This window comes from Rhodococcus sp. P4_E4, from assembly GCF_056401575.1.
In genome coordinates this window covers 204,015-225,162 of the sequence record NZ_JBFUJB010000015.1, presented here as the reverse complement: position 1 = coordinate 225,162, position 21,148 = coordinate 204,015, and the positions used below count along the sequence as shown (strand labels likewise).

The following is a 21,148-nucleotide window of genomic DNA, read 5'->3' as shown; positions in this document are numbered from 1 at the left end:
ACCTGTGAGCGGTTGAGGAGTCCACAGACTCCTCAACCACTCACGGGTGCGCTAGCGCCTGCGGGACTTCTTACGCGGCGGCGGCAAAGCACCTTCAGCGCGCAGCCGAGCTGCGTGCTCGGCGAGAGCCTCCACCAGCGGTCCCACCTGCGAGGTCTCGGGCTGCACGTCGACGCGCAGACCGAACTCGATAGCAGTTTCGGCCGTCTTCGGGCCGATGCACGCGACCAACGTGCGGGCGTGCGGCTTGCCGGCGATGCCGACGAGGTTGCGCACGGTCGAGGACGAGGTGAAGCAGACGGCGTCGAATCCACCGGTCTTGATCATCTCGCGGGTCTCGGCCGGCGGCGGCGCTGCCCGGACGGTGCGGTAGGCGGTGACGTCGTCGATCTCCCAACCGCGTTCGCGCAGGCCCTCGGCGAGGGTTTCGGTTGCAATGTCCGCGCGCGGCAACAGAACCCGGTTGACCGGATCGAAAACGTCGTCGTACGGGGCGAATTCGGCCAGCAGGCCTTCGCTGGACTGCTCACCGGTCGGGATCAGCTCGGGGTTGATGCCGAACGAGCGGACCTTGGCTGCGGTTGCTTCGCCGATGCAGGCGATCTTCACGCCGGAGAAGGCGCGAGCGTCGAGACCGAACTCTTCGAACTTCTCCCACACTGCGCGAACAGCATTGGTGGAAGTGAAGACCACCCACTGATAGCGACCGTCGACGAGCCCCTTGACCGAACGCTCCATCTGAGCGGGGCTGCGGGGCGGCTCGACGGCGATGGTCGGAACCTCGATCGGGATGGCTCCGTGAGTGACCAGTCGGTCGCTCATCTCGCCGGCCTGATCCTTGGTGCGCGGCACGAGGACGGTCCAGCCGTACAGTGCGCGCGATTCCCACCACGACATCTTGTTGCGCTGCGCGACAACCTTGCCGACGGTGACGATGAGCGAGCCCACCAGTTCGGATCCGGCTTCGTTGAGCGTCGCGAGAGTTGCCTCGACGGTTCGCTGCTGACGAGTGGTGCCGCGGACGGTGATGGCAGCAGGCGTCTGCGGAGCCAAGCCGTTCTCGACCAGCGCGCTGGCGGTCTCGGCGAGATGTCCCGACGTCGCGTGCAGAACAAGCGGTCCCGGTGCAGCGGCCAGAGCAGCCCAGTCGACTTCACCGCGAACGTCAGCCTCGGTGTGACCCGAGCCGAGAGCCATACCGGCGTAGCTCGGCACTGCCGAACCCGAAGGCAGACCCGGGAGAACCTCGAACTGAACCTGGGTGCGGGCCACTGCGGTGACCTCTGCGATCACGGAATCCGTGGTCAGCGGGTCACCGGAGACCAGACGCACGACGTCGTGGCCGTTCTTGGCCTCGTGCACCAATGTCTTTGCAACCTCGGCAGGCTCACCGAGTGCCGGACGCACGTCCGCGATCAGCTCGCCGGTCTCCTCGTCGCGGCCCATGTCGATCCCGACGAGTGCGACGACGCCCTTGTCGACATCCGGATCGGTGAATGCCATTGCGGCGCCGGTGAGGACGTCACGTGCGCGAACGGTGAGCAGGGCGGGGTCGCCCGGTCCCGATCCCACGAACAGGATCCGTCCGGGAGTGTTCTTTCGGACTCGGGTCATCGGTGATTCTCCAGTGCGCTGTATCGAAATGGGAACTTGGTGCAAGTGCAAAGTGGGGCGTCAAACATCGGCTGCCTCGCCTGTAGTCACGTTCATCAACTCGCGGGCGCCGAGTTCGAGTAACTCGCGCGCTACCGCTCGGCCGAGTTCCTCGGCCTTGTCCGGCGCACCGACGGCGCCGGTACGGATGACGTCCGAACCGTCGATGGCGGCTGCGCAGCCGCGTACCGACAGTTCGTCGAAGATTCTGCCGTCGTCGTCGAGGGATTCGACGATCTCCGCGATCGCTCCGACCGGAGCGGTGCAGCCCGCTTCCAGCTCGGCGAGAAGTGCACGCTCGGCAGTGACTGCCGCCCGGGTACCGGCGTCATCGTGCTCAGCCAGGATCGCCGCCAATTCCGCATTGGCAGAAAGGCATTCGACGGCCAGAGCGCCCTGCGCCGGAGCGGGGAGCATCTGCACGGGCTCGATGTTCTCGGTGATGAGATCGAGCAGACCGATACGGGACAAGCCGGCGCGAGCGAGGATCACGGCGTCGAGTTCACCGGATTCGACCTTGCCGAGACGGCGTTGCAGGTTGCCCCGCAACGGCACGATGTCGAGGCCGAGCCCGAGTGCCTTGAGCTGCGAAACGCGGCGCGGCGCGGAGGTTCCCACCTTGGAACCGGCCGGAAGCTCCCCGAGGACCAGACCGTCGCGGGCGACGAGCGCGTCACGCGGATCTTCGCGTGGCGGAATCGCCGCGATGACGAAACGCGGATCCTGCGCGGTCGGTAAGTCCTTGTAGGAATGCACAGCAACGTCGACGCGGTTGTCCAGCAAAGCTTCTCGAAGTTCTGCGGTGAACACTCCGACGCCGATCTTCTGGACGGGATCGGTGGACTGGTCGCCCTTGGTCTTGATGATGACCAACTCGGCGGGATGTCCCGCTGCAATGAGGGCATCGCGCACGGTACCGGCCTGCGTGGTCGCGAGAAGACTTCCGCGAGTGCCGATCCGCAGCGGGCTCCCCGATCGAGGGGTGGTGACGCTCATGCCTGCAGGTCCCTTCCAGTGCGGTCGCCGTCCACCAGGTCGGTGGGTGTGGCCACGGCCGCGGGAGATCCGGGGCTGAGTTCGAAGAGTTCGCGCAGCGCTGCTGCGTAGGAGTCGCCGCCGGGGGCCGACGCGAGTTGCTTGACGCGCACGGTCGGGGCGTGGAGCAGCTTGTCCACGACGCGTCGCACGGTGCGTGCAACCTCGTCGCGCTGCGGATCGTCCAGGCCGGGCAGACGCGAATCGAGCCGCATCAGTTCGGCTTCGACGACGTCGGCGGCGCGCTGACGCAAAGCCGTCACGGTCGGGGTGACCTCGGCGAGGCGCTGTCCGGCAAGGTAGGTCGCAAGTTCGCCGGCGACGATGGTGCGTGCGGCATCTGCGTCGGAAGCGGCTGCGCCTGCCGCCGGATCACGCTGCAGCGTCTCCATGTCGAGAACGGTGACGCCCGGCAGGCCGGCGACGGCGGGATCGATGTCGCGCGGCAGCCCGAGGTCGCAGATGACCAGATGCTTGGTGTTGTCGCGATCGGGCTCGGCGAGTGCGCGGTGCACATCCGCCAGGGTGACCACTGCCCCGACCGCGCCGGTACAGGTGACCATGACATCTGCCTGCGCCATCGCGGCCGAAAGCTGATCGAAGGCAACACCGTCGGCGTCGACGCCGTTGGAGCGTGCCGTCTCTGCCAGGTGCTCGGCGCGTTCCTGTGTCCGGTTGACGACGACGATGCGTTCGATTCCGGCGCGAGTCAGATGCGCAACCGACAGACCGCCCATCGAGCCTGCTCCGACAACCACGGCAGTGCGGCCGACGAGGCCGCCCTCACCGATGATGCCCGCTGCACGATCAAGAGCCACGGATACGACTGATGCTCCCGCTGAGTCGATTCCGGTTTCGGAATGCACTCGCTTGCCGACGCGCAGTGCCTGCTGAGCCAGTTCGTGGACGACGCGTCCGGCTGCCTGCTGCGCATCCGAAGATGCGTAGGCCGAACGGATCTGGCCGAGAATCTGCTGTTCGCCGATCACCATCGAATCGAGGCCACTGGCCACGGCGAAGAGATGTTCGACCGCTGCTTCGCTGTAGCGGACGTAGGCGTGAGCGTGCAGCGCCGTCAGGTCGAGACCTGAATGGTCGGCGAGGATTTCACCGACCTCGGTGAGCGCACCGTGGAACGCGTCCACCACCGCGTAGACCTCCACCCGGTTACAGGTGGAGACGATCATCGCTTCGGAGATGTGCGAAGACGCCAGAAGCTTGTCGATCAGCTTCGGACGATCGGTGTCGGTGACAGCTACTCGCTCGAGCACCGGGACGGGCGCGGTTCGATGCGAGACCCCGACAAGCAGAACACTCACGGCGCGATCACTGATCCGTTTCTTGTCGAACCTGCTCCGACCGGAGCGGGTGAACTGGTGGATGGGACTGACGAAGCGGATGCGGCGTGAGCCACTCGTACTCGCGGCGCACTGGATGCCTGATCGGCGTTGCGCGCACTGTTGAAGGAGAGAACCTGCATCTCGACGGCTAGATCGACGCGTCGCAGTTCCACGTGGTCGGGAACGTCGAGGGCGATCGGCGAGAAACTCATGATGCAGCGCAGTCCGGCGCTGACGAACTGGTCGCACACGCCCTGCGCGGCCTCGTCCGGTGTGGAGATGACGCCGATGGTCGCGTTCAATTCGCGGCAGGCGACGGTCAGTTCCTCGGTGCTGCGCACCACGAGGTCGCCGACTGTGCTTCCGATTCGATCTGCGTCACTGTCGAAGAGTCCGACCATCTCGAAACCGCGGCGGCTGAATCCGCCGTAGCCGACCAGCGCCTTGCCGAGGTTTCCGACTCCGACGAGAACGACCTTGTGCCCACGATCGAGTCCGAGTGCACGCTCGATGCGGATGCGGAGCCTGTTGACGTCGTATCCGACGCCGCGGACGCCGTTGGGTCCGAGGAATGACAGATCCTTGCGCAACTTCGCTGATCCGACACCGGACGCCTGCGCAAGTTCCTCGCTCGAGACGATGGAGGTACCCCGGTCGGACATCACTCCGAGGACCCGCAGGTATGCGGCCAAGCGCGTCACCGTAGCCTGGGGGATGACGCGATCCTGAGCGATCGAGTCGGTGACAGAAGAGCCCGCAGCGCCGGTGACGCGCTGAGCCACAGGCTCATGCGTCTGGTGCGGTTCGGTCACGTCGCTGGCTCCTCGTCCGGTCGACACGACTGTCGACCTCCACGATGCTCCGGGGGAATGTTCACACCACGGTAACCGCTTGTGAACCCATGCACAAAGTTGCTCGAGACGGGTTCGATGTGCCGTTCACCTGCAAAGCGGCTCCGCGGACAACTTTGAGGGTTGCCTTACTTGCGTAAATCGCCACGAAGGCGCTCTTCGTCAACTTCCCAGTAACCGTGCTCGCGTCCGTCGAGAAGAATGACCGGCAATCTGTCTCCGTACTCCGCTCTCAGCTCTGGATCCGTCGCGGCAGCTTCGTCTACGTCGATGCACGTCAATTCCAGCTCGAACTCGGAACAGACCCGCCGTAGTACCTCCGCCGCGCCGACACAGGACGCGCATCCTGCGCGTGTCAACAGGGTCACTTCATGCGTAGCTGCAGTCATCGACGCATACCTTTCTTCTACTGGGACGCCATCTACTTGATCGGTCGAGTGTGCCTCCGGAGCCCCGCTCGGTACCAAATCGGCGGAGAGGAACGTCACACACCACAGGGAAGGTCACCATCCAACCCATCGGGCCTCATCGCGGAGGATAGGCTGACTCGAAGAGTTCTCTGCTCGAGAATGCAACACGGGAGGTGCGGGTGCCTGCGCGATCACTACCGAACGGCTCCGGATTCGGATCAGGGCTTGCCGGGGTCATTCTCCCCGGACGTCGCCATGTGAAGAATCCGCTGGGCCCGAGTGAGTCGGAAGTTCGAGCCAATCTCGCCGGCGAGGCGAGCGCTGATGCAGCTCTGGCATTGCACGAAGCTGCCAACCCCACAGAACCGGAAACCGGCGAAGAGCCCCCGGCCGTTCCGCGCGACCTCACGGCCGCCGCATTCTTCGACGTCGACAACACCATGGTGCAGGGTGCATCGATCATCCACTTCGCCCGTGGTCTCGCTGCACGCAAGTATCTCAAGACCTCGGATCTGGTGGATTTCGCGTGGAAGCAGATCAAATTCCGCGTCACCGGCCGAGAAAGTAGTGACGACGTCGCCGAAGGCCGCGAGAAAGCACTGTCTTTTGTGGCCGGTCGATCCACCGCCGAACTCGCCCGCCTCGGCGAGGAGATCTACGACGAGGTCATCGCCGACAAGATCTGGCCAGGCACGAGGGCGTTGGCCCAGATGCACCTCGACGCCGGACAACAGGTGTGGTTGGTGACGGCAACTCCGGTCGAACTGGCCCAGGTCATCGCTGAGAAACTGGGATTGACCGGCGCCTTGGGCACCGTCGCCGAAAGTGAGGACGGAGTCTTCACCGGCCGACTCGTCGGCGACATCCTGCACGGAATGGGCAAGGCTCACGCCGTGCGGACGCTGGCGGTGCGTGAAGGCCTCAATCTCAAGCGCTGTTCCGCCTACTCCGACAGCCACAACGACGTACCGATGCTCTCGTTGGTGGGGACACCGGTGGCGATCAATCCCGACGCAGACCTTCGTGAACTCGCGAAGAACCGCGGTTGGGAAGTTCGTGATTTCCGCACCGGACGAAAGGCCGCCAAAATCGGCGTTCCCACAGCGCTGGTACTCGGAGCAGTCGGCGGTGCGCTCGCGGCAATTCTCGCCAGGCGCAAAGAACAGAACGCCTGAGCGGGTTCGGTCCGGATCGAGAAGCGAACCGGACCGAACTCAGCCGAGAAAGACGTTGCGCCGCTTGGCCAACAACCGATAAAGCGTCTGCTGAATCGTTTCTCGGACGTGGTCCGTGACCTCGAACAGGACCATCGGATCGTCGGCTGCACCGCTCTCGAAGGTGTCGGTGACGATCGGTTTTCCGAACTCGATGTACCACTTCGACGGCAATGGAACCAGGCCGAGTGGCCCGAGGTGCGGAAACAAAGGTGTGACCGGGAAATACGGCAAACCGAGAACGCGTGCGAGTGTGGTGAGATCACCGATCTTCGGATAGATCTCCTCCGAGCCCACGATCGAGCACGGGATGATCGGAACACCGGTTCGCATTGCGGCCGACACGAAGCCACCGCGCCCGAACCGCTGCAACTTGTACCGCTCACTGAACGGTTTCCCGATGCCCTTGAATCCTTCCGGGAACACGGCCGCGACTTCACCTTCGTTGAGCAGACGCTCGGCGTCGGGGTTGCACGCCAACGTATGGCCGGCTTTGCGCGCCAGTCCGCCCACCACCGGCATTTCGAAAGCCATGTCCGCAGCCAACATTCGCAGTGGACGATGCGCCGGATGATGATCGTGCACGGCAACCGACGTCATCAGCCCGTCGAGTGGGATGACACCGGCGTGATTGGCAACCACCAACGCTCCCCCGGTGAGGGGAATGTTCTCGATCCCGCTGACCTCGACGCGGAACCATTTCTCGAACAACGGCCGCAGCACGGGCATGACGACGTTGTCCGCAAAATGCGGGTCGAATCCGAACTCGTCGACCTCGTAGTCGCCGGACACCCGACGTCGGAAAAATTCTGCTGCCGAGGCGATCTGGTCGACGATCGCCGACCTGGCCGCATCGACGAACGTGCTCTCACCACCATGGTCGGCCGCCGACGGCACTCCGGACGGATGCCGACGCTGACTTTGTTCACGGACGTCACGCTCCGCGCCGGTGACGGACTCACGCGAACGAGAAGCTTCCGACTTTCCGGTGTGAGTTGCGCTGGGCCGCAGGGGAATTACCTTCGCCACGTCAGTCACCCCTTCACCGCACTTCGTCCCGACAACGGCATGTGCATCACGTCTGCACTTACGCTCGCCTCGGCAGTGTCACCGCCGAGGATGGTGGTCAACGCATTCTCTGCCCGATCGATCCACTCGGACTTGATGATCCGGCGCGTCTGCATCGCACGCATGAAATCGTCGAGTGCTTGCATGGTGGTCCATCGCGGCTCGAACCCCAACTCGCTGCGCATGCGAGTGGTGTCGAGTCCGCAGCCGAACCGGAAGTACTCGAGTTGCTCGTCGGTGTAGAGCCTCATGGACGACCCCACCAACGCGCTCCCGACACTACGGAACAGAGCGAGCGGCATGGGAACTTCCACCCTGCCTGCCCGGCGGATCGCCTGCGACATCATGACCACTCCGTCGCCGGCGATGTTGTACGTACCCGAGGCGTGGCCGATAGTCGCCTTCTCCAGCGCCGCGAGGGCATCCTCGACGTGGAGCAATTGCAGGCGCGCGTTGCGCCCGACGATGGTGGGCACGAGTGGGGCGGTGACGTAGTGCCCGACGGTTGCAGTCAGCTGAGGTCCGATCAACGGCGCCAACCGCAGAATCCCGACCGAGATGTCCGGGCGCCGACGCCCCATCCCGCGGAGGTATCCCTCGATCTCGAGGCTGTCGCGGGCATATCCGCCCGGCGGCCGGCGGCGCGCACTCATTTCTTCGGTGAACTGAGCGGGATCCTTGGCACTGCACCCGTAGACGACCGAAGCCGAGCGCAGGATCACCTTGCGAACCGTCGGAGCTTTCTGGCAGACCGCGAACAGTTGCATGGCGCCGATGACGTTCATGTCCTTCATCGCGGCGCGGCTGCCGGCTTTGGGGGCTTTCTGAAGCGTCGACGCGTGCACGACGGTGTCGACCTCGGCGTTTCGGATCACTTTGCCGATCAGCGGATTGCGGATGTCTGCTCGCACGAATTCCGCGCGGCCCATTCTGCGCATCATGTCCTTGCTCGGACTGACGGCGTCGACGGCGATGACACGCTCTATCGACGGATTCTGCGCAAGCCTGGTCACCAGGTAGCCGCCGAGAAATCTGCTCGCCCCGGTCACCAGTACGACGCGAGGCGTCGTGCCCCCTGAAGTGTTGTCACCTTCAACCACCAAGTACCCCCATATCCAGTAGAAACGCGCTCTGCCGAAGCGTTCCTCCCGCGATTTTCCCCCACTTTACGGGCAGAGGGGGTCCCGCGCTGACTACCCAAAATTCGGCCATTCAAGACAAACCGCCCAGACAATGAGACGGCCGACACATCTCTCCCCTGAGATACGTCGCCCCTCCCCTGAAATACATCGATGCCCGCCACCCCGGAAGGGGCGGCGGGCATCAACAGGTACTGCTTATTTACCGAGTTTCCTGCGCTGTACTCGGGTACGACGAAGCAGCTTGCGGTGCTTCTTCTTCGACATGCGCTTGCGACGCTTCTTGATCACTGAACCCATAGCGGGTGTCCCTCACGTTCTTCTCTAGCGTTCCTGCGCACGCCGGTCACGTACGCCTGCGCCAAGCAATTGGCGCCTGGCCCTCGTTTTAACTAGCTCAGCGCCTTACGACACCAGCTTGCTGGTACGACAGTGACTCATCGTACCGGTGTGGTCTCACTCGGCATAAACCGAGCCTCCGGCACAGCAACCGCTGTGCCCGCGACTCGGCTCACGCCGAGGTCATCCTCTTCGAACCGGCTGGTCAGCCGGCATCGAAGTACGAGGTTTCGAGGTAATCGTGTACCGCCTTCGCGTGTACACGGAACGAACGGCCCACTCGTACAGCGGGCAATTCGCCACTGTGTACCAACCGGTACACAGTCATTTTCGACACCCTCATCAAAGTTGCTACCTCAGCAACAGTGAGGAATTGCGTGCCGGCCACTGCCGGCTTTCCGTCGTGGGACGAACCCATGGACGGCTTGTTTGCAGACACCATTAATCCACATACCTCCAGCACGACTCGCGCCGCCGGCTTCCCCTCCGGCGGAACAGACACGTACGTACTAAGTCGAGCTTAGCTGTACTGGTGGGGTTAAAGCGACGGGTGTGGCTAAACGGACGACTATTCCGCAGCTGAACCCATCGCGGCCGAGCGCGACTTGGCGGCATCCAAGGCATCGAAGAACGCCGTCCGCAGGCCGCCCGCTTCGAGCTGACGCAGTGCCGCAGCCGTCGTTCCACCCGGTGACGTCACCGCGGCGCGAAGATCCGTCGCGCTGTCGCCGGTGCGATCGAGCATCGCTGCGGAGCCGACCATCGTCTGCACCACCAATTCGGTAGCGACCGGGCGCGTCAGGCCGAGACCGACTCCCGCATCGATCATCGCTTCGGCAACCAAGAAGAAGTAGGCCGGGCCGGAACCGGAGACAGCAGTGACCGCGTCGATCTGCGATTCGGGAACCGTGACCACCTTGCCGACGCTGCCGAGGATGCCGCGTACGAGCTCGAGATGCTCGGCCTTGACGTGCCGTCCGGGCGAGAGAACGCTCACGCCCTCCCCGACCAGCATGGGGGTGTTCGGCATGACGCGGATGACCGGGAACCCTGCGGGCAGACGCGTTTCGAAGAACCCGGTCGGGATACCCGCCGCAAGGGAAACGATCAATTGCTCGAGGTCGCCGTCCAGATCGACCTTCGTCAACGCGGTGAGCGCCGATTCGACGTCGCCGGGCTTGACCGCGATGACGATGACGTCTGCGCCCTCGGCGGCGTCGGCGATCGTGCTGACGCGGATGGAGTATTCGGCGATCAATTCGTCTGCGCGAGGCTGATATTGCTCGGCGACGACCAGATCCTTGATGGCGTGGCCGGCCTGCAACAGCCCGGAGATCAGCGCCTCGCCGATCTTGCCGCCACCGATAATCGCAATTCTTGTCATGGCGAACAGCCTGCCACGACCGCAGCGATCGACCCTAGCGGGGCATCATCGCCAATTGTCGGCTCTGTACGACGACTGCGCCCGTCGAATCGAGAACAGCATGATCCTCTTCGAACCACGTGCTGCCCAGAACATCCGAGCTTGCCCGCACACGAAGCCATCCCGGCGTCGGCAGTCGGCGCAGGTACGTCGTCAACTGCACGGTCGGCGCCCACCCGAACAGGCCGCGGTTCATCGTCACGGGCGCGCTGATGTCGCCCGCCATGATCGCGAACAGCACAGCGGTGTCGATGTCGTTCTCGTCCTCGGGTCGAGGACGAACCCACATCCTGACCTCGGCCTCGCCTTGGCTGCCGGTCAGGAAGTGCGCCGAGGTGGTGTCGATTCGCATGTCGCAGCCCTGCCCGACGTGCACGACCTGCGCCATCGGGTGATCGCCGATGACGGCCACCGCACTCTCCGGCGGTTCCGGTGACATGTCGTCGATCGACGAGGCAGTGACGAAGGTGGGGTCGCCGTCATCGGGGAATCCGAGCGTGACCGCCGCGCGAACAGCGCTGCGTCCCGCCTGGCTCAACTCGACGTCGAACAACGCGACCTGGCGTCCCTGCTTTCGGACGATCACCTCCAGTTCGACTTCACCGGGGTCGGGGGCGGACAGATAGTTGGCGCTCACCGCGAGTGGCTGCATCTTCAGAAGCGAGTCGTTCTCACCTGCGCCGTCTCGCAGACATTGACGCGCGGCAGCGGCGCACACAGCCATCATGGAGCCGCCGTGCACTTTCGGCCCGATGGTCCAGATCGGATCGATCGTTGCGGTGTATCGCCCGTCGCCGAGCGAGGTGAGGCGATTGAGATCTTGAAAGGGGCTGGTGCTCATCGATTTTCCTGTTCGGTGCTTTCTCGGTATTGCGGGAAATGTCGTGCGGCAAGGTCCTGGTGCGCCAAGCGTCGCAAAGCTGTCAGGACAGGTTCGTACATGGCGGTTCCGAGGACTGCATAGCGAATGCCGTCCTCGGTCGAAGCGGCATGGCGAACGCCCTCCTTCGTCGTGCTGGTGGGCATCAGCTCGATTTCCACTTCGGCAATTCCTCGGATGTGGTCGCCGTAGGCGCGCAATCGCTCGTCCGAGAGGCTCAGTCCGGCATCCTCGAGACCGATCAGTGCACGCTCGAGGTGAGCAACCGCCACGTACCTCGGCTCGTAGACCTGACCGAGAAACTCCAGAACCTTGCGAGCTCTGGGGAACTGTTGATCCGGCACCGGATCGACGTAGGGCGGTAGTTGCGCGATCGCGCGACCGAAAGTCTCGAATTCGGATCGCTCGTCACTGTCCACCAATTCGAGCACCGCACGAATCCGTGGAATCGCGAGTCCCGCCCCGGCCAGCGCCCTGATCAACGCGAGTCGCCGGACGTGCTGTTCGCCGTACCTCGCTCCCGTCGCGCTGGTCGGTTCACCAGGCATCAGCAGACCTTCACGGAGGTAGTACTTGATCGTGGCCAATGCAACGCCGGACTGTGCGGCCAATTCGGAAACCTTCACCGCTCCTCCGTCCAACTCGCTCGGGCCACCACTGGATAGTGATGCTATCCAATGGTGGCCGAGCATCGGTAGGCAGGACACGCCTTGCGCTAGGGTTGAACCTTCTCTGCGCACACCACCAGAAATTTCCGAACGGAGCGAACAGGCGGAATGACGGATTTGCAGTCGGGGGCTCAACCCGACGAACAGTGGCGCATCGTCGAACCACTGACGCTGACTCCCCTGCTCACCGCCGCACTCGAGGTGTTCCACGAACTCGGTTACCACGGAGCGTCGGTTCGTGACATCGCAAAACGTGCCGGTGTCACCGTGCCGACGCTGTACTACCACCACGGCAACAAACAAGGCATCCTCGTCGCGCTGATGGAACCGGGCATCGAGAACGTCACCGCACGCGCGAGCGCTGCGGTCGACGCTGCCGGACCGTCGCCGACGGCACAGTTCGGCAATCTCGTCGAGGCGTGTGTTCTGCACATGACCAGTCGCTCCGACATCGCGTTCCTCGATTCCGAACTGCGGTACCTCGAGGACGCCGAACGAAAGAGCTACGCCGCCAAACGAAAGAAGCTCGAGAATCTACTCGTCGACGTTTTGACGGCAGGCGTCGACAGCGGTGAGTTCACGGTCCCGGACATCACCGGAACGGGCCGCGCACTGCTGGGCATGTGTCAGTCCGTCGTCCTCTGGTATCGACTCGACGGACCGCAGACTCCGCGCGAAGTCAGCGTTCTCTACCGCGAGATAGCTCTGAATGCCGTCGGCGTCACTTCGTGAACGCTGGTCGAATTTCCAGGCATGTCCGATTAGCCCTTAACTGACGAACGTCACACCTGTCGGCTGACACCGAAACCGGGACGCGCCCACTGTCACGGGTCCACACTTAGAAGCAGAGATGCGCGGGGTGGATCCGCAGACCGAGGGAGTTCTTGACGTATGGCCAACAGCAATCCATTTGTTCCTCCGAGCGCGGTCGACGTCGACCTTTCCGCGGTTGCCTGGGGGGCAAACCGCACGATGTCCGACTTCGAGACGGGAATGTGGCGGATGGAAGAGGCGCAGCCGCAACTGCGCTCACCGATCGTTGCGGTAGAGGTTCTCGATCGAGCTCCGGATTGGGATCGACTTCTCGACGCAGTCGAGTGGGCATCGCACGTGGTTCCGCGTATTCGTATGCGCGCGGTGGAACCGGCGATGCAACTGGGCAATCCGGTGTGGTCGGTTGATCCCGAGTTCGATATCGGCTACCACCTACGACGCGTCCGCTTGCCCGCACCGGCGGACTTCGATCACGCGCTGCGCATGTGCCGTCACCTTGCGACCGAACCTTTCGACAAGGCTCGGCCGCCGTGGAGCGCGCTGCTCATCGAAGGTCTCGACGACGGTCGTGCCGTGTTCGTGGTCAAGACTCACCACTCCATCACCGACGGCATGGGCGGCATCCAGATGATGACGCTGCTGCACAGCAGGCGCCCGGATCCCACTCCGAACAAGCCCGACCGCACACCGCCGGCTCCGGAGCACCTGTCGTCGGTAGGTGCATTCGGCGAGGAGGTCGTCAGCGAGATCCGGCGTGCGCCATCCCGTATCGCCAAGCTGGTTCGCGGCGCCACCAATGTTGCGACCACGGCGATCTCGAGTCCGTTCAGCACGGCTTCCGAGGTCCTCGGGTACGCCAATTCACTCCGCAAGATCGTCACTCCCCCAGCTCGTTCCGGTTCCCCTCTGCTCCACGATCGTGGTCTCGGACGGTGGTTCGGAACTCTCGAAGTGGGTGTTCCCGAGCTCAAGGCCGGAGCAAAAGCTGCCGGCGGCTCACTCAACGACGCTTACGTCGCCGCTTTGCTCGGCGGCTTCCATCGCTACCACGAAGCCTTCGGACAATCTGTCGAGAGCATCCCGATGGGTATGCCGATCAGCATGCGCACCGGCGCGGATGCCAACGGCGGCAACCGGTTTGCAGCCGTTCGCTTCAACGGCCCGGTCGCCGAAACAGATCCGGCCAAACGCATCAGGCAGGTGCGAGAAATCGTACTGGGTCTGCGTGAGGAACCCGCGTTGGACGCTCTCGACGTCGCCGCCCCGATCCTCGCTCGCCTGCCGAATTATCTACTCGCGAACTGGTATCTGTCCCAGTCGACAGGACTGGACCTGCAGGCGAGCAACGTCGCCGGCGTACCGGTTCCGGTCTATCTCGCCGGAGCGAAGATCGAGCGGATGTTCCCATTCGGCCCGGCGCCCGGTTGCGCGGCGATGGCGACACTGGTCTCCCACGTCGGGGTGTGCTGCATCGGAATCAATCTCGACACCGCCGCGATCACGAAGCCCGCGCTGCTGATGCAGTGCTTGCAGGAGAGCCTGGACGAGATCGTGGCTCTCGGAGTCCCAACGGAAGGTGCGTGAGTCATGAGCGAGAACACGACCAACCCGCGCGTGTACCTCACCGAAACCATGACAGAGGCCGAAGCCGGCGTGCTGCGAAAGTGGCTTGCCGACAAGGCAACCTCATCCGAAGCTCGGCCGGTCACCGTGAACATCACCGACAAGACCCTGGCAGAACTGGCGGCTCGGACCGACGACCCGATGCTCGCACCGCTTCGAGTGGTGTGGATTCCGGACACCCATACCAAACACAACGTCGCGGTGCGACTGCGTGATGCACTGGCACCGCGCGATCCCCTCCACCCCGGACGCGGTGCGCAACGCAGAACCCTGCGCACCGACCCCTCACGGTGCCAGGTCATCGAAGGTGAACCAGCACCACTGAGCGATCTCGAGCGTCGCCTCGAAAAGAGCGGTGGCGGTTCACTACCCGAGTTCATCCGACGGCAGGCCGCCCTCGCACTCGAGCGCGCCGAATTGGGCCTTCTGGGTGGCCAGTACAAGGTGTCGCGTTTCGTCGTCGACGAGATCACCGACACCCGCCGGTTCACCACCGAGGTGATGGCTTTGGCCGACCGGTTGAACATCGCCGTCGCCGAAGTCGACCGCCGCGCCCGTGAAGCTCTCGAAGAAATGGTTGCCACCCAGAGTCGCCAAGCCATCGCGGTGTGGGATCGCCTGGGCCGCTACTTCGCTCGCGCCTACAAGCTGGACGTGGACACGAGCCGCTTCGAGGAACTCCGTGAGCTGAACAAGGAACACTCACTGGTCTTCCTCCCCAGTCACCGTTCGTACCTCGATCCCCTCGTCCTGCGTCCGGCGTTGATCGCGAACGGCTTGCCGCTCAATCACGTCATGGGCGGCCTCAACATCAGCTTCTGGCCCATGGGCTCGATCCTCAAGCGCAGCGGCACCGTTTTCATTCGTCGAAGCATCGGCAACGACGAGGTCTACAAGTGGTCGATGCACGAGTACATGCGCTACCTGCTCACCAAACGCTTCAATCTGGAGTGGTACATCGAAGGTGGACGCGGGCGTACCGGCAAACTACGCCCACCGCGCTTCGGTCTCCTGACCTACCTGACCAAGGCCTTTCAGGTCAGCGGCGCATCCGACGTGTACCTCGTCCCCGTCGCGCTGAGCTACGACCAGCTCTACGAGGTCGGGGCAATGGCTGCCGAGGCACTCGGCGCCGAGAAGACACCGGAAGGCCTGCGCTGGATGGTGGGTTACGTACGCGCACAGGGAAAACGCAACGGCGTCGCGCACGTGACCATCGGACGGCCGCTCTCACTCGCGGATGCACTCAGCCAGGAAACCGATCAGCGCCTCGCCATTCAAAAGGCCGGCATCGAGGTGTGTCACCGCATCAACGAGGTCACACCGGTGACCGTGTCTTCACTGGCGATGTTGGCGTTCCTCGGAATCGAAGACCGGGCGTTGACAGTTCGTGAACTCACCGCGATTCTCACGCCGCTGTTCGGATACATCACCGCGCGAAATCTTCCGATCGCCGGCGACGTCGAACTGTCCGATCCGCGTGTCATCGAGAAGGCGCTGCAGACACACGTCGATTCCGGTGTGCTCGAGCGCTTCGATCGCGGCGGCGAGCAGGTCTTCTACCTCGGCAAGGACCAGCACCTTGTTGCTGCCTTCTACCGCAACAACACAATTCACTTTCTCGTCGTGCGTGCCATCACCGAACTCGTGCTCCAGGCAGCCGTCGAAGAGCGGTTCGAGGATCCCGTCGGAGACGGTTGGGCCGAGGCCAAGCGCATCCGCGACCTGATGAAGTTCGAGTTCTTCTTCAGCGACCGGGACACGTTCGAGCAGGAGATGCGAACCGAGCTGACCCTGATCGATCCCGAGTGGGAAACCGTCATGGCCGCCGACAAACGAACCGAGCACATGATCGAGACGGTGCGGCCGTACCTCGCGCACCGAGTGCTGCAACCGTTCCTCGAGGCGTACCAGGTTGTCGCCGATCAGCTTGTGCTCGCGCCGATTTCGACGTCGTTCGACGAAAAGTCCTTCATCAGCAACTGCATCGACGTCGCACATCAGCGTCGCCTGCGGCAGCAGATCGCCAGCAACGAATCGGTCTCCGGTGAGTTGTTCGCCACTGCACTGAATTTGGCGCGCAACCGTAACTTGATCGAAGTCGACGACGACGGAGTCCGGGCCAGGCGCCTGGCGTTTGCCGCGGAGATCAAGGTCCAGGTCGAACGTCTGCGCCATATCCGAGCACTCGCGCATGCACGGCTCGATCAGGTGGCAATGCCCGTGCCCGACGCCGCAGCAGTAGTGACCATTCCAGAAGCAAACCGAGCGCCCGCCGAGAACGAGGAAGTAGGACTGTGACCGGACTCGAGCGTCTGCACTCCGCCATCGAAGCCGCGCCTCCCGGGCCCGGAACGATCGCCGCCTTCGACCTCGACGGCACGTTGATCAGCGGGTACTCGGCCAGCGTTGTGTACCGAGACCGCCTGCGACGCTTGGATATCAGCGTCGGCGAATTGTTGCGCACCACCGGCGCCGCGATCGACACCCAGTTCCGTGGCGCTGATGTCGGAGCGCTGATGGACATCGGCGTTCGCGCCCTGGGCGGCCGTACCGTCGAGGAACTCAACGACTGGGGCCGACGGTTGTTCAAGCAGGAGATCGCCGCGATGATCTACCCGGAAGCCCGTGGGCTACTGGCGGCGCACCGGCGAGCCGGCCACACGATCGTGATGGCCACGTCGGCGACTCCGTTCCAGGCCAAGTACGTCGCCGAAGATCTCGACATCGAAGACGTGCTGTGCACCGAACCCGAAGTCGTCGACGGCATGCTCACCGGCGAACTGTCCTCCCCCGCTCTGTGGGGGCCGGCCAAGGCCAATGCCCTTGCGGGCTATGCCGAGAAGATGGGCGCCGACTTGAAGAACGCGTTTGCGTACTCCAACGGTGTCGAAGACGTCTTCATGCTCGAGGCCGTCGGGCGACCTGTCGCGTTGAATCCCGATCGTGGTCTGGCCAGGATCGCGTTGCGCAATCACTGGCCTTCGGTCAGCCTGCGTAAACCGCAACGCGGCGCAACGCCGATCTCGACGATCCGAACGGCAACCGCCATGGGCGCGCTTGCTGCCACCGCCGCCCTCGGCGCGTCGGCGGGCATCGTCACCGGCAACCGTCAACTGGGTGCGAACCTGGTCGGCACCTACGGCCCCGACATCTCGCTCTCACTGCTCGGCATCGACGTCGAGATCGACGGCGAGCACAACGTGTGGGATCACCGCCCGGCGGTGTTCATGTTCAACCATCAGAGTTCCCTGGACATGTTGGTCCTGGGAACCGTGATCAAGCGTGACGTGACCGGGGTCGCGAAGAAGGAAGCGGCAAGCGATCCGCGGTTCATGCCTGTCGGCGCACTGCTCGACGTCGCCTACATCGACCGCACCGACACCACAAAAGCGAAGGCTGCGCTGCAACCGGCAGTCGACAAGCTCAAGAATGGTGTCTCGATAGTCATAGCTCCGGAGGGCACCCGTTCTCCGACGCCACGCCTGGGCCCTTTCAAGAAGGGCGGATTTCACTTGGCGATCCAAGCCGGTGTGCCGATCGTGCCCGTGGTGATTCACAATGCGGGTGAACGGATGTGGCGCAATTCGCTTGTCGCCCATCCAGGCCCGGTCTACGTCTCGGTGCTCGATCCCATCTCGACCGAAGGCTGGGAGACCAAAGACCTCGACGCACACGTCGAGAAGGTACGCGCGCAGTTCGAAGCTGCGCTACTTGCCGGCCACCGCTGAGCGTGCCAGGTGCTCGCGTGCAAACGCGAGCGCCTGCGCCAGCATCGACGACCGCTCCCGCCGGGTGCGCGCGTTCTGCGTGTTGATCTCGATGACAGCCTGGCCGCTGAATTCGCTCGCAGCCAATTGCTGACACAACTCCGCGCACGGCTGTGAGCCATGCCCCGGAATCAGGTGCTCGTCCATCGACGCCCCGCGACCGTCGGCCAGGTGCAGGTGCTCGAGCCCCTTGCCCATACGGGAGGCCAACTCCAGGGCATCCATGCCCGCCGTCGCGGTGTGCGACAGGTCGAGTGTGTAGTGAGCGTGATCGGAATCGGTCGGGTCGTACGACGGACTGAACGCGGACAACGCTGCCCCCGGACCGCCACGTTTACGCAGACGCTCCGCGGATTTGTCCTTGCCGCCGAAGAAGCTGTCGGCGCGCATGGGGAACATGTTCTCCACCGCCACCACGACGCTGCTCTTCGATTCGAGATCGACAACCTGTTCCGCGAAGCCTTCGGCGTACTTGCGCTGCCACCGGAACGGCGGGTGGACGACCACCGTCGTCGCTCCCAAGGTTTCGGCAGTGCGTACCGAACGCTCGAGCTTCTCGACCGGATCGGAACCCCACACGCGCTGCGAAATCAGCAGACACGGCGCATGCACGGCCTGCACCGGAATCGCATACTTGCGAACGAGGGCAGCCACAGCACCGATGTCCTGACTCACGGATTCGGCCCACACCATCAGTTCGACACCGTCGTATCCGAGATCAGCGGCGTAGCGAAATGCTGCTTCCGTGTTCTCCGGATATACCGAAGCCGTCGACAAGCCGACAGCGATCGGCCGACGAACCATGCGCTGCGATCCCCCGATCATCGTCCGATCAACCCGAGGTCAACAAGAACGCCAGTGGACCGAGCGTCACGATCATGCCGACGACCACCGCGATCACGAAACTCGTGATGTCGTCCGTCTTGCGCAGAACCCGCACGACGGCCACCAAGCCGACGATCACGATCAGCGCGAGCACCAACGCCACCCACGGCAGCATGTCCCACAGCTTCTCGAAGCCCTTGAACATCGCGCCGCCGACGATCAGTGCAACAACCACCTGACCGGCAAGCACTGCCCATTCACGGATCGAGTTACGCTCGCCTGCCTCTTCCGCTGCCGGTTCGGCTTCGACATCGGACTCCGCGGCGGCACTGGACTTTTTTGCACTGTCATCGACAGCCGGCGCCTTGACCAGATCGACCACGGCGGTCGATTCGGCCTCGCCGGCATCCGCGTCTGCGATCTTGTCGATCAGTTCGGTGCTCTCTTCCAGCGCGGCCGGAGCAGGAGCAGTCGGTGCAGGTGCCTTCACGACAGGAGTGGGGACACGCGGCGGCAGGATCGGCGGACGCAACGACGGCGACTGGGTTGCGGCGCGCTCCTGACGCATCAGATCGCCCGCCAGGGTCTGACCCGACAGCAGTGCTGGTTCCTGCGTTACCTGCGTCGGTGACGAGGAGTTGAGCGGTGCCCGGCTCACCCACTGTCCGGGCGAGGACTTCGAGGTCTGTCCCGGCGAAGGCGTGGAAGTCGGCTTCGGAGTGGTGACCGGCGGTGTGGCAACCGGCTTCGATTCGGCCTTGGGTGCCTGCGGCTCGTCATCGTCATCGTCATCGTCATCGTCGTCGTCGAACGAGACGGCGAAGGCGGCGGTGCGGTCGGCGGGAACCTTCGGTGCCGGTTCGGCTGACTTGGCGGTTTCTGCGACAGCCTCGGCCGGCGCAGAAGGTGCAGCGTTTTCTGGCGCAGGGGCTTCAGGCTGAGAAGCTGCTGGTTCGGCCGACTCGGGCTCGGCGGCCGCGCGCGATCCCGACTGGCGAACGATCGGGATCTCACCCGTCAGTTCGGCGACGGAGATGCCACCGGCTACGCCGCGCCGACGTCGTCCACCTCGGGATTCGACGCTCTGACCGTTCCGCTTGAGCAGTTCCGCTACGGAAATCTGCTGACTGTCCTCGGTCATCAAGCACTCACCACCAATTCACCGCCCATTTCTGTGTCGAGCTTTCGCAGAATCAGACCCTCACGCAGTGCCCAGGGACAAATTTCCAGTTCGTCCACTCCGAGCGCCCGCATGGTTGCCTCTGCGATGAGCGCGCCGGCCACAATCTGCTGTGACCGATCCGAGCTCACTCCTTCCAATTCTGCACGGTCCGCTGCCGTCATCCTGGATATGAAGGCTATGAGTTGCCTGAGTCCGCTGGAAGTCAGGGTCCGTTTTGCCCGGGGGCCTGCGGCAGAAGGGGCCGCGCCGGTGAGCCGAGCCAACGATCGAAAGGTCTTCGAGGTCCCGACCGTGCGGTCCCAGTCGCCGGCGGCGCGCAGTTCCTTGGCTGGTCCGACCAACTCCGCGTCCAGCCAGTCGCGCAATACAGCGACCCGGCGCTTGCCCGGCGGATCGGCCTGTAGCCAGTCGCGCGTCAACCGTCCCGCACCGAGTTGCAGTGAGAAGGCGACGTCCGGATCCTCGTCACCGCCTGCGGTGAGTTCGAGCGAGCCGCCGCCGATGTCCAGGTTCAGGATGCGTCCGGCGCTCCAGCCGTACCAGCGGCGCACGGCAAGAAAGGTCAGGCGGGCTTCGTCGACCCCGGAGAGAACCTCGAGATTTACTCCGGTCTCGGCGCGGACGCGGGCGAGCACAGCTTCGGAATTGTTGGCGTCACGGACGGCGGAAGTGGCAAAAGCCATCATTTCCTCGCATCCGGACGTCTTGGCGATACCGGCGAATTCGGAGACCGTCGACACCAACCGATCGGCCCCTGACGTGGTGATATCGCCGCGGTCGTCAGTGTTTTCTGCCAGCCTCAACGTGGACTTGGTCGAGCTCATGGGTGTTGGGTGGCCGCCCCGATGGGCGTCCACAACCAATAGATGGACGGTATTGCTTCCGACGTCGAGTACCCCTAGTCGCACATCGCCACGTTACTGGGTCTACCGTCGGCCCTTGTGACAGCAGGT

General features: G+C 63.8%; 20 protein-coding genes. 5 read left to right on the top strand and 15 right to left on the bottom strand.

Annotated features, from left to right (window positions below):
* Positions 1–51: 51 nt before the first annotated feature.
* The 5 genes from AC1DVN_RS17795 to AC1DVN_RS17775 all read right to left on the bottom strand — a co-directional run bounded on the left by AC1DVN_RS17795 (position 52) and on the right by AC1DVN_RS17775 (position 5,268).
* Positions 52–1,614 carry a bifunctional uroporphyrinogen-III C-methyltransferase/uroporphyrinogen-III synthase gene (locus AC1DVN_RS17795; protein ID WP_003941969.1) on the bottom strand — a complete coding sequence of 521 codons (1,563 nt, stop codon included), beginning with the start codon at positions 1,612–1,614 and terminating at the stop codon, positions 52–54.
* Positions 1,615–1,674: 60 nt separating this feature from the next.
* Entirely contained in the window at positions 1,675–2,649 is a 975-nt protein-coding gene (gene hemC, locus AC1DVN_RS17790) for a hydroxymethylbilane synthase (protein ID WP_019744374.1), read from the bottom strand.
* Positions 2,646–4,007, bottom strand: coding sequence for a glutamyl-tRNA reductase (locus AC1DVN_RS17785; RefSeq protein ID WP_019744375.1), 1,362 nt, complete (start codon positions 4,005–4,007; stop codon positions 2,646–2,648). The genes hemC and AC1DVN_RS17785 overlap by 4 nt, the downstream gene beginning before the upstream one ends.
* Entirely contained in the window at positions 4,004–4,867 is an 864-nt protein-coding gene (locus tag AC1DVN_RS17780; protein ID WP_019744376.1) for a redox-sensing transcriptional repressor Rex, read from the bottom strand. The genes AC1DVN_RS17785 and AC1DVN_RS17780 overlap by 4 nt, the downstream gene beginning before the upstream one ends.
* 140 nt (positions 4,868–5,007) lie before the next feature.
* Positions 5,008–5,268 (bottom strand): glutaredoxin family protein, encoded by a 261-nt coding sequence (locus tag AC1DVN_RS17775; RefSeq protein ID WP_446696250.1) that lies wholly within the window; start codon positions 5,266–5,268, stop codon positions 5,008–5,010.
* A 200-nt stretch (positions 5,269–5,468) separates the two neighbouring features.
* On the opposite strand from AC1DVN_RS17775, the gene AC1DVN_RS17770 reads away from it, so the two are divergent.
* A complete protein-coding gene (locus AC1DVN_RS17770) occupies positions 5,469–6,464 on the top strand; it encodes an HAD family hydrolase (RefSeq protein WP_020968932.1) in 996 nt (331 codons plus the stop codon).
* A 39-nt stretch (positions 6,465–6,503) separates the two neighbouring features.
* On the opposite strand, the gene AC1DVN_RS17765 is transcribed toward AC1DVN_RS17770, so the two are convergent.
* The 7 genes from AC1DVN_RS17765 to AC1DVN_RS17735 form a co-directional block, all read right to left on the bottom strand.
* Entirely contained in the window at positions 6,504–7,541 is a 1,038-nt protein-coding gene (locus AC1DVN_RS17765; RefSeq protein WP_021333923.1) for a lysophospholipid acyltransferase family protein, read from the bottom strand.
* The gene (locus tag AC1DVN_RS17760; RefSeq protein WP_021333922.1) at positions 7,538–8,671 is read right to left on the bottom strand and encodes an NAD-dependent epimerase/dehydratase family protein; all 1,134 of its coding nucleotides are present in this window, start codon (positions 8,669–8,671) and stop codon (positions 7,538–7,540) included. Before AC1DVN_RS17760 ends, AC1DVN_RS17765 begins: the two co-directional genes overlap by 4 nt.
* A gap of 237 nt (positions 8,672–8,908) precedes the next feature.
* Complete coding sequence (locus AC1DVN_RS17755) at positions 8,909–9,010, bottom strand: 30S ribosomal protein bS22 (protein ID WP_003402602.1); 102 nt, start codon at positions 9,008–9,010, stop codon at positions 8,909–8,911.
* A gap of 244 nt (positions 9,011–9,254) precedes the next feature.
* On the bottom strand, positions 9,255–9,491 hold the full coding sequence (locus AC1DVN_RS17750; protein WP_003941845.1) for a helix-turn-helix domain-containing protein: 237 nt from the start codon (positions 9,489–9,491) through the stop codon (positions 9,255–9,257).
* A 126-nt stretch (positions 9,492–9,617) separates the two neighbouring features.
* Complete coding sequence (gene proC, locus AC1DVN_RS17745) at positions 9,618–10,433, bottom strand: pyrroline-5-carboxylate reductase (protein ID WP_019744381.1); 816 nt, start codon at positions 10,431–10,433, stop codon at positions 9,618–9,620.
* A gap of 34 nt (positions 10,434–10,467) precedes the next feature.
* Entirely contained in the window at positions 10,468–11,313 is an 846-nt protein-coding gene (locus AC1DVN_RS17740) for a thioesterase family protein (RefSeq protein WP_020906772.1), read from the bottom strand.
* Positions 11,310–11,978 (bottom strand): MerR family transcriptional regulator, encoded by a 669-nt coding sequence (locus AC1DVN_RS17735; protein WP_030535506.1) that lies wholly within the window; start codon positions 11,976–11,978, stop codon positions 11,310–11,312. Before AC1DVN_RS17735 ends, AC1DVN_RS17740 begins: the two co-directional genes overlap by 4 nt.
* 150 nt (positions 11,979–12,128) lie before the next feature.
* Between AC1DVN_RS17735 and AC1DVN_RS17730 the strand changes: the two genes are divergently transcribed.
* From AC1DVN_RS17730 to AC1DVN_RS17715, 4 genes are all read left to right on the top strand, one after another.
* A complete protein-coding gene (locus AC1DVN_RS17730; RefSeq protein ID WP_046378204.1) occupies positions 12,129–12,752 on the top strand; it encodes a TetR/AcrR family transcriptional regulator in 624 nt (207 codons plus the stop codon).
* Positions 12,753–12,911: 159 nt separating this feature from the next.
* Complete coding sequence (locus AC1DVN_RS17725) at positions 12,912–14,378, top strand: wax ester/triacylglycerol synthase domain-containing protein (protein ID WP_041814780.1); 1,467 nt, start codon at positions 12,912–12,914, stop codon at positions 14,376–14,378.
* Positions 14,379–14,381: 3 nt separating this feature from the next.
* Positions 14,382–16,718 (top strand): glycerol-3-phosphate 1-O-acyltransferase, encoded by a 2,337-nt coding sequence (locus AC1DVN_RS17720; protein ID WP_020906768.1) that lies wholly within the window; start codon positions 14,382–14,384, stop codon positions 16,716–16,718.
* Positions 16,715–18,148 (top strand): HAD-IB family hydrolase, encoded by a 1,434-nt coding sequence (locus AC1DVN_RS17715; RefSeq protein ID WP_019744387.1) that lies wholly within the window; start codon positions 16,715–16,717, stop codon positions 18,146–18,148. The genes AC1DVN_RS17720 and AC1DVN_RS17715 overlap by 4 nt, the downstream gene beginning before the upstream one ends.
* Here AC1DVN_RS17715 and AC1DVN_RS17710 read toward each other — a convergent pair.
* The 3 genes from AC1DVN_RS17710 to AC1DVN_RS17700 are packed head-to-tail and all read right to left on the bottom strand — an operon-like array spanning position 18,128 to position 21,103.
* Positions 18,128–19,012: a sugar phosphate isomerase/epimerase family protein gene (locus AC1DVN_RS17710; protein WP_019744388.1), complete on the bottom strand. Its 885-nt coding sequence runs from the start codon at positions 19,010–19,012 to the stop codon at positions 18,128–18,130. The two genes, AC1DVN_RS17715 and AC1DVN_RS17710, sit on opposite strands and share 21 nt — an antisense overlap.
* Before the next feature lie 7 nt (positions 19,013–19,019).
* A complete protein-coding gene (locus AC1DVN_RS17705) occupies positions 19,020–20,153 on the bottom strand; it encodes a hypothetical protein (protein ID WP_172933296.1) in 1,134 nt (377 codons plus the stop codon).
* On the bottom strand, positions 20,153–21,103 hold the full coding sequence (locus tag AC1DVN_RS17700) for a Ppx/GppA family phosphatase (protein WP_003941975.1): 951 nt from the start codon (positions 21,101–21,103) through the stop codon (positions 20,153–20,155). Before AC1DVN_RS17700 ends, AC1DVN_RS17705 begins: the two co-directional genes overlap by 1 nt.
* Positions 21,104–21,148 lie beyond the last annotated feature (45 nt).

Bases quoted from the DNA above. Each gene is read 5' to 3' on its own strand.
- AC1DVN_RS17730 (WP_046378204.1), top strand. From the start codon at position 12,129: ATGACGGATTTGCAGTCGGGGGCTCAACCCGACGAACAGTGGCGCATC.
- AC1DVN_RS17740 (WP_020906772.1), bottom strand. From the start codon at position 11,313: ATGAGCACCAGCCCCTTTCAAGATCTCAATCGCCTCACCTCGCTCGGC.
- AC1DVN_RS17725 (WP_041814780.1), top strand. From the start codon at position 12,912: ATGGCCAACAGCAATCCATTTGTTCCTCCGAGCGCGGTCGACGTCGAC.
- AC1DVN_RS17775 (WP_446696250.1), bottom strand. From the start codon at position 5,268: ATGACTGCAGCTACGCATGAAGTGACCCTGTTGACACGCGCAGGATGC.
- proC (WP_019744381.1), bottom strand. From the start codon at position 10,433: ATGACAAGAATTGCGATTATCGGTGGCGGCAAGATCGGCGAGGCGCTG.
- AC1DVN_RS17755 (WP_003402602.1), bottom strand. From the start codon at position 9,010: ATGGGTTCAGTGATCAAGAAGCGTCGCAAGCGCATGTCGAAGAAGAAG.
- AC1DVN_RS17795 (WP_003941969.1), bottom strand. From the start codon at position 1,614: ATGACCCGAGTCCGAAAGAACACTCCCGGACGGATCCTGTTCGTGGGA.
- hemC (WP_019744374.1), bottom strand. From the start codon at position 2,649: ATGAGCGTCACCACCCCTCGATCGGGGAGCCCGCTGCGGATCGGCACT.
- AC1DVN_RS17710 (WP_019744388.1), bottom strand. From the start codon at position 19,012: ATGATCGGGGGATCGCAGCGCATGGTTCGTCGGCCGATCGCTGTCGGC.
- AC1DVN_RS17750 (WP_003941845.1), bottom strand. From the start codon at position 9,491: ATGGTGTCTGCAAACAAGCCGTCCATGGGTTCGTCCCACGACGGAAAG.
- AC1DVN_RS17720 (WP_020906768.1), top strand. From the start codon at position 14,382: ATGAGCGAGAACACGACCAACCCGCGCGTGTACCTCACCGAAACCATG.
- AC1DVN_RS17705 (WP_172933296.1), bottom strand. From the start codon at position 20,153: ATGACCGAGGACAGTCAGCAGATTTCCGTAGCGGAACTGCTCAAGCGG.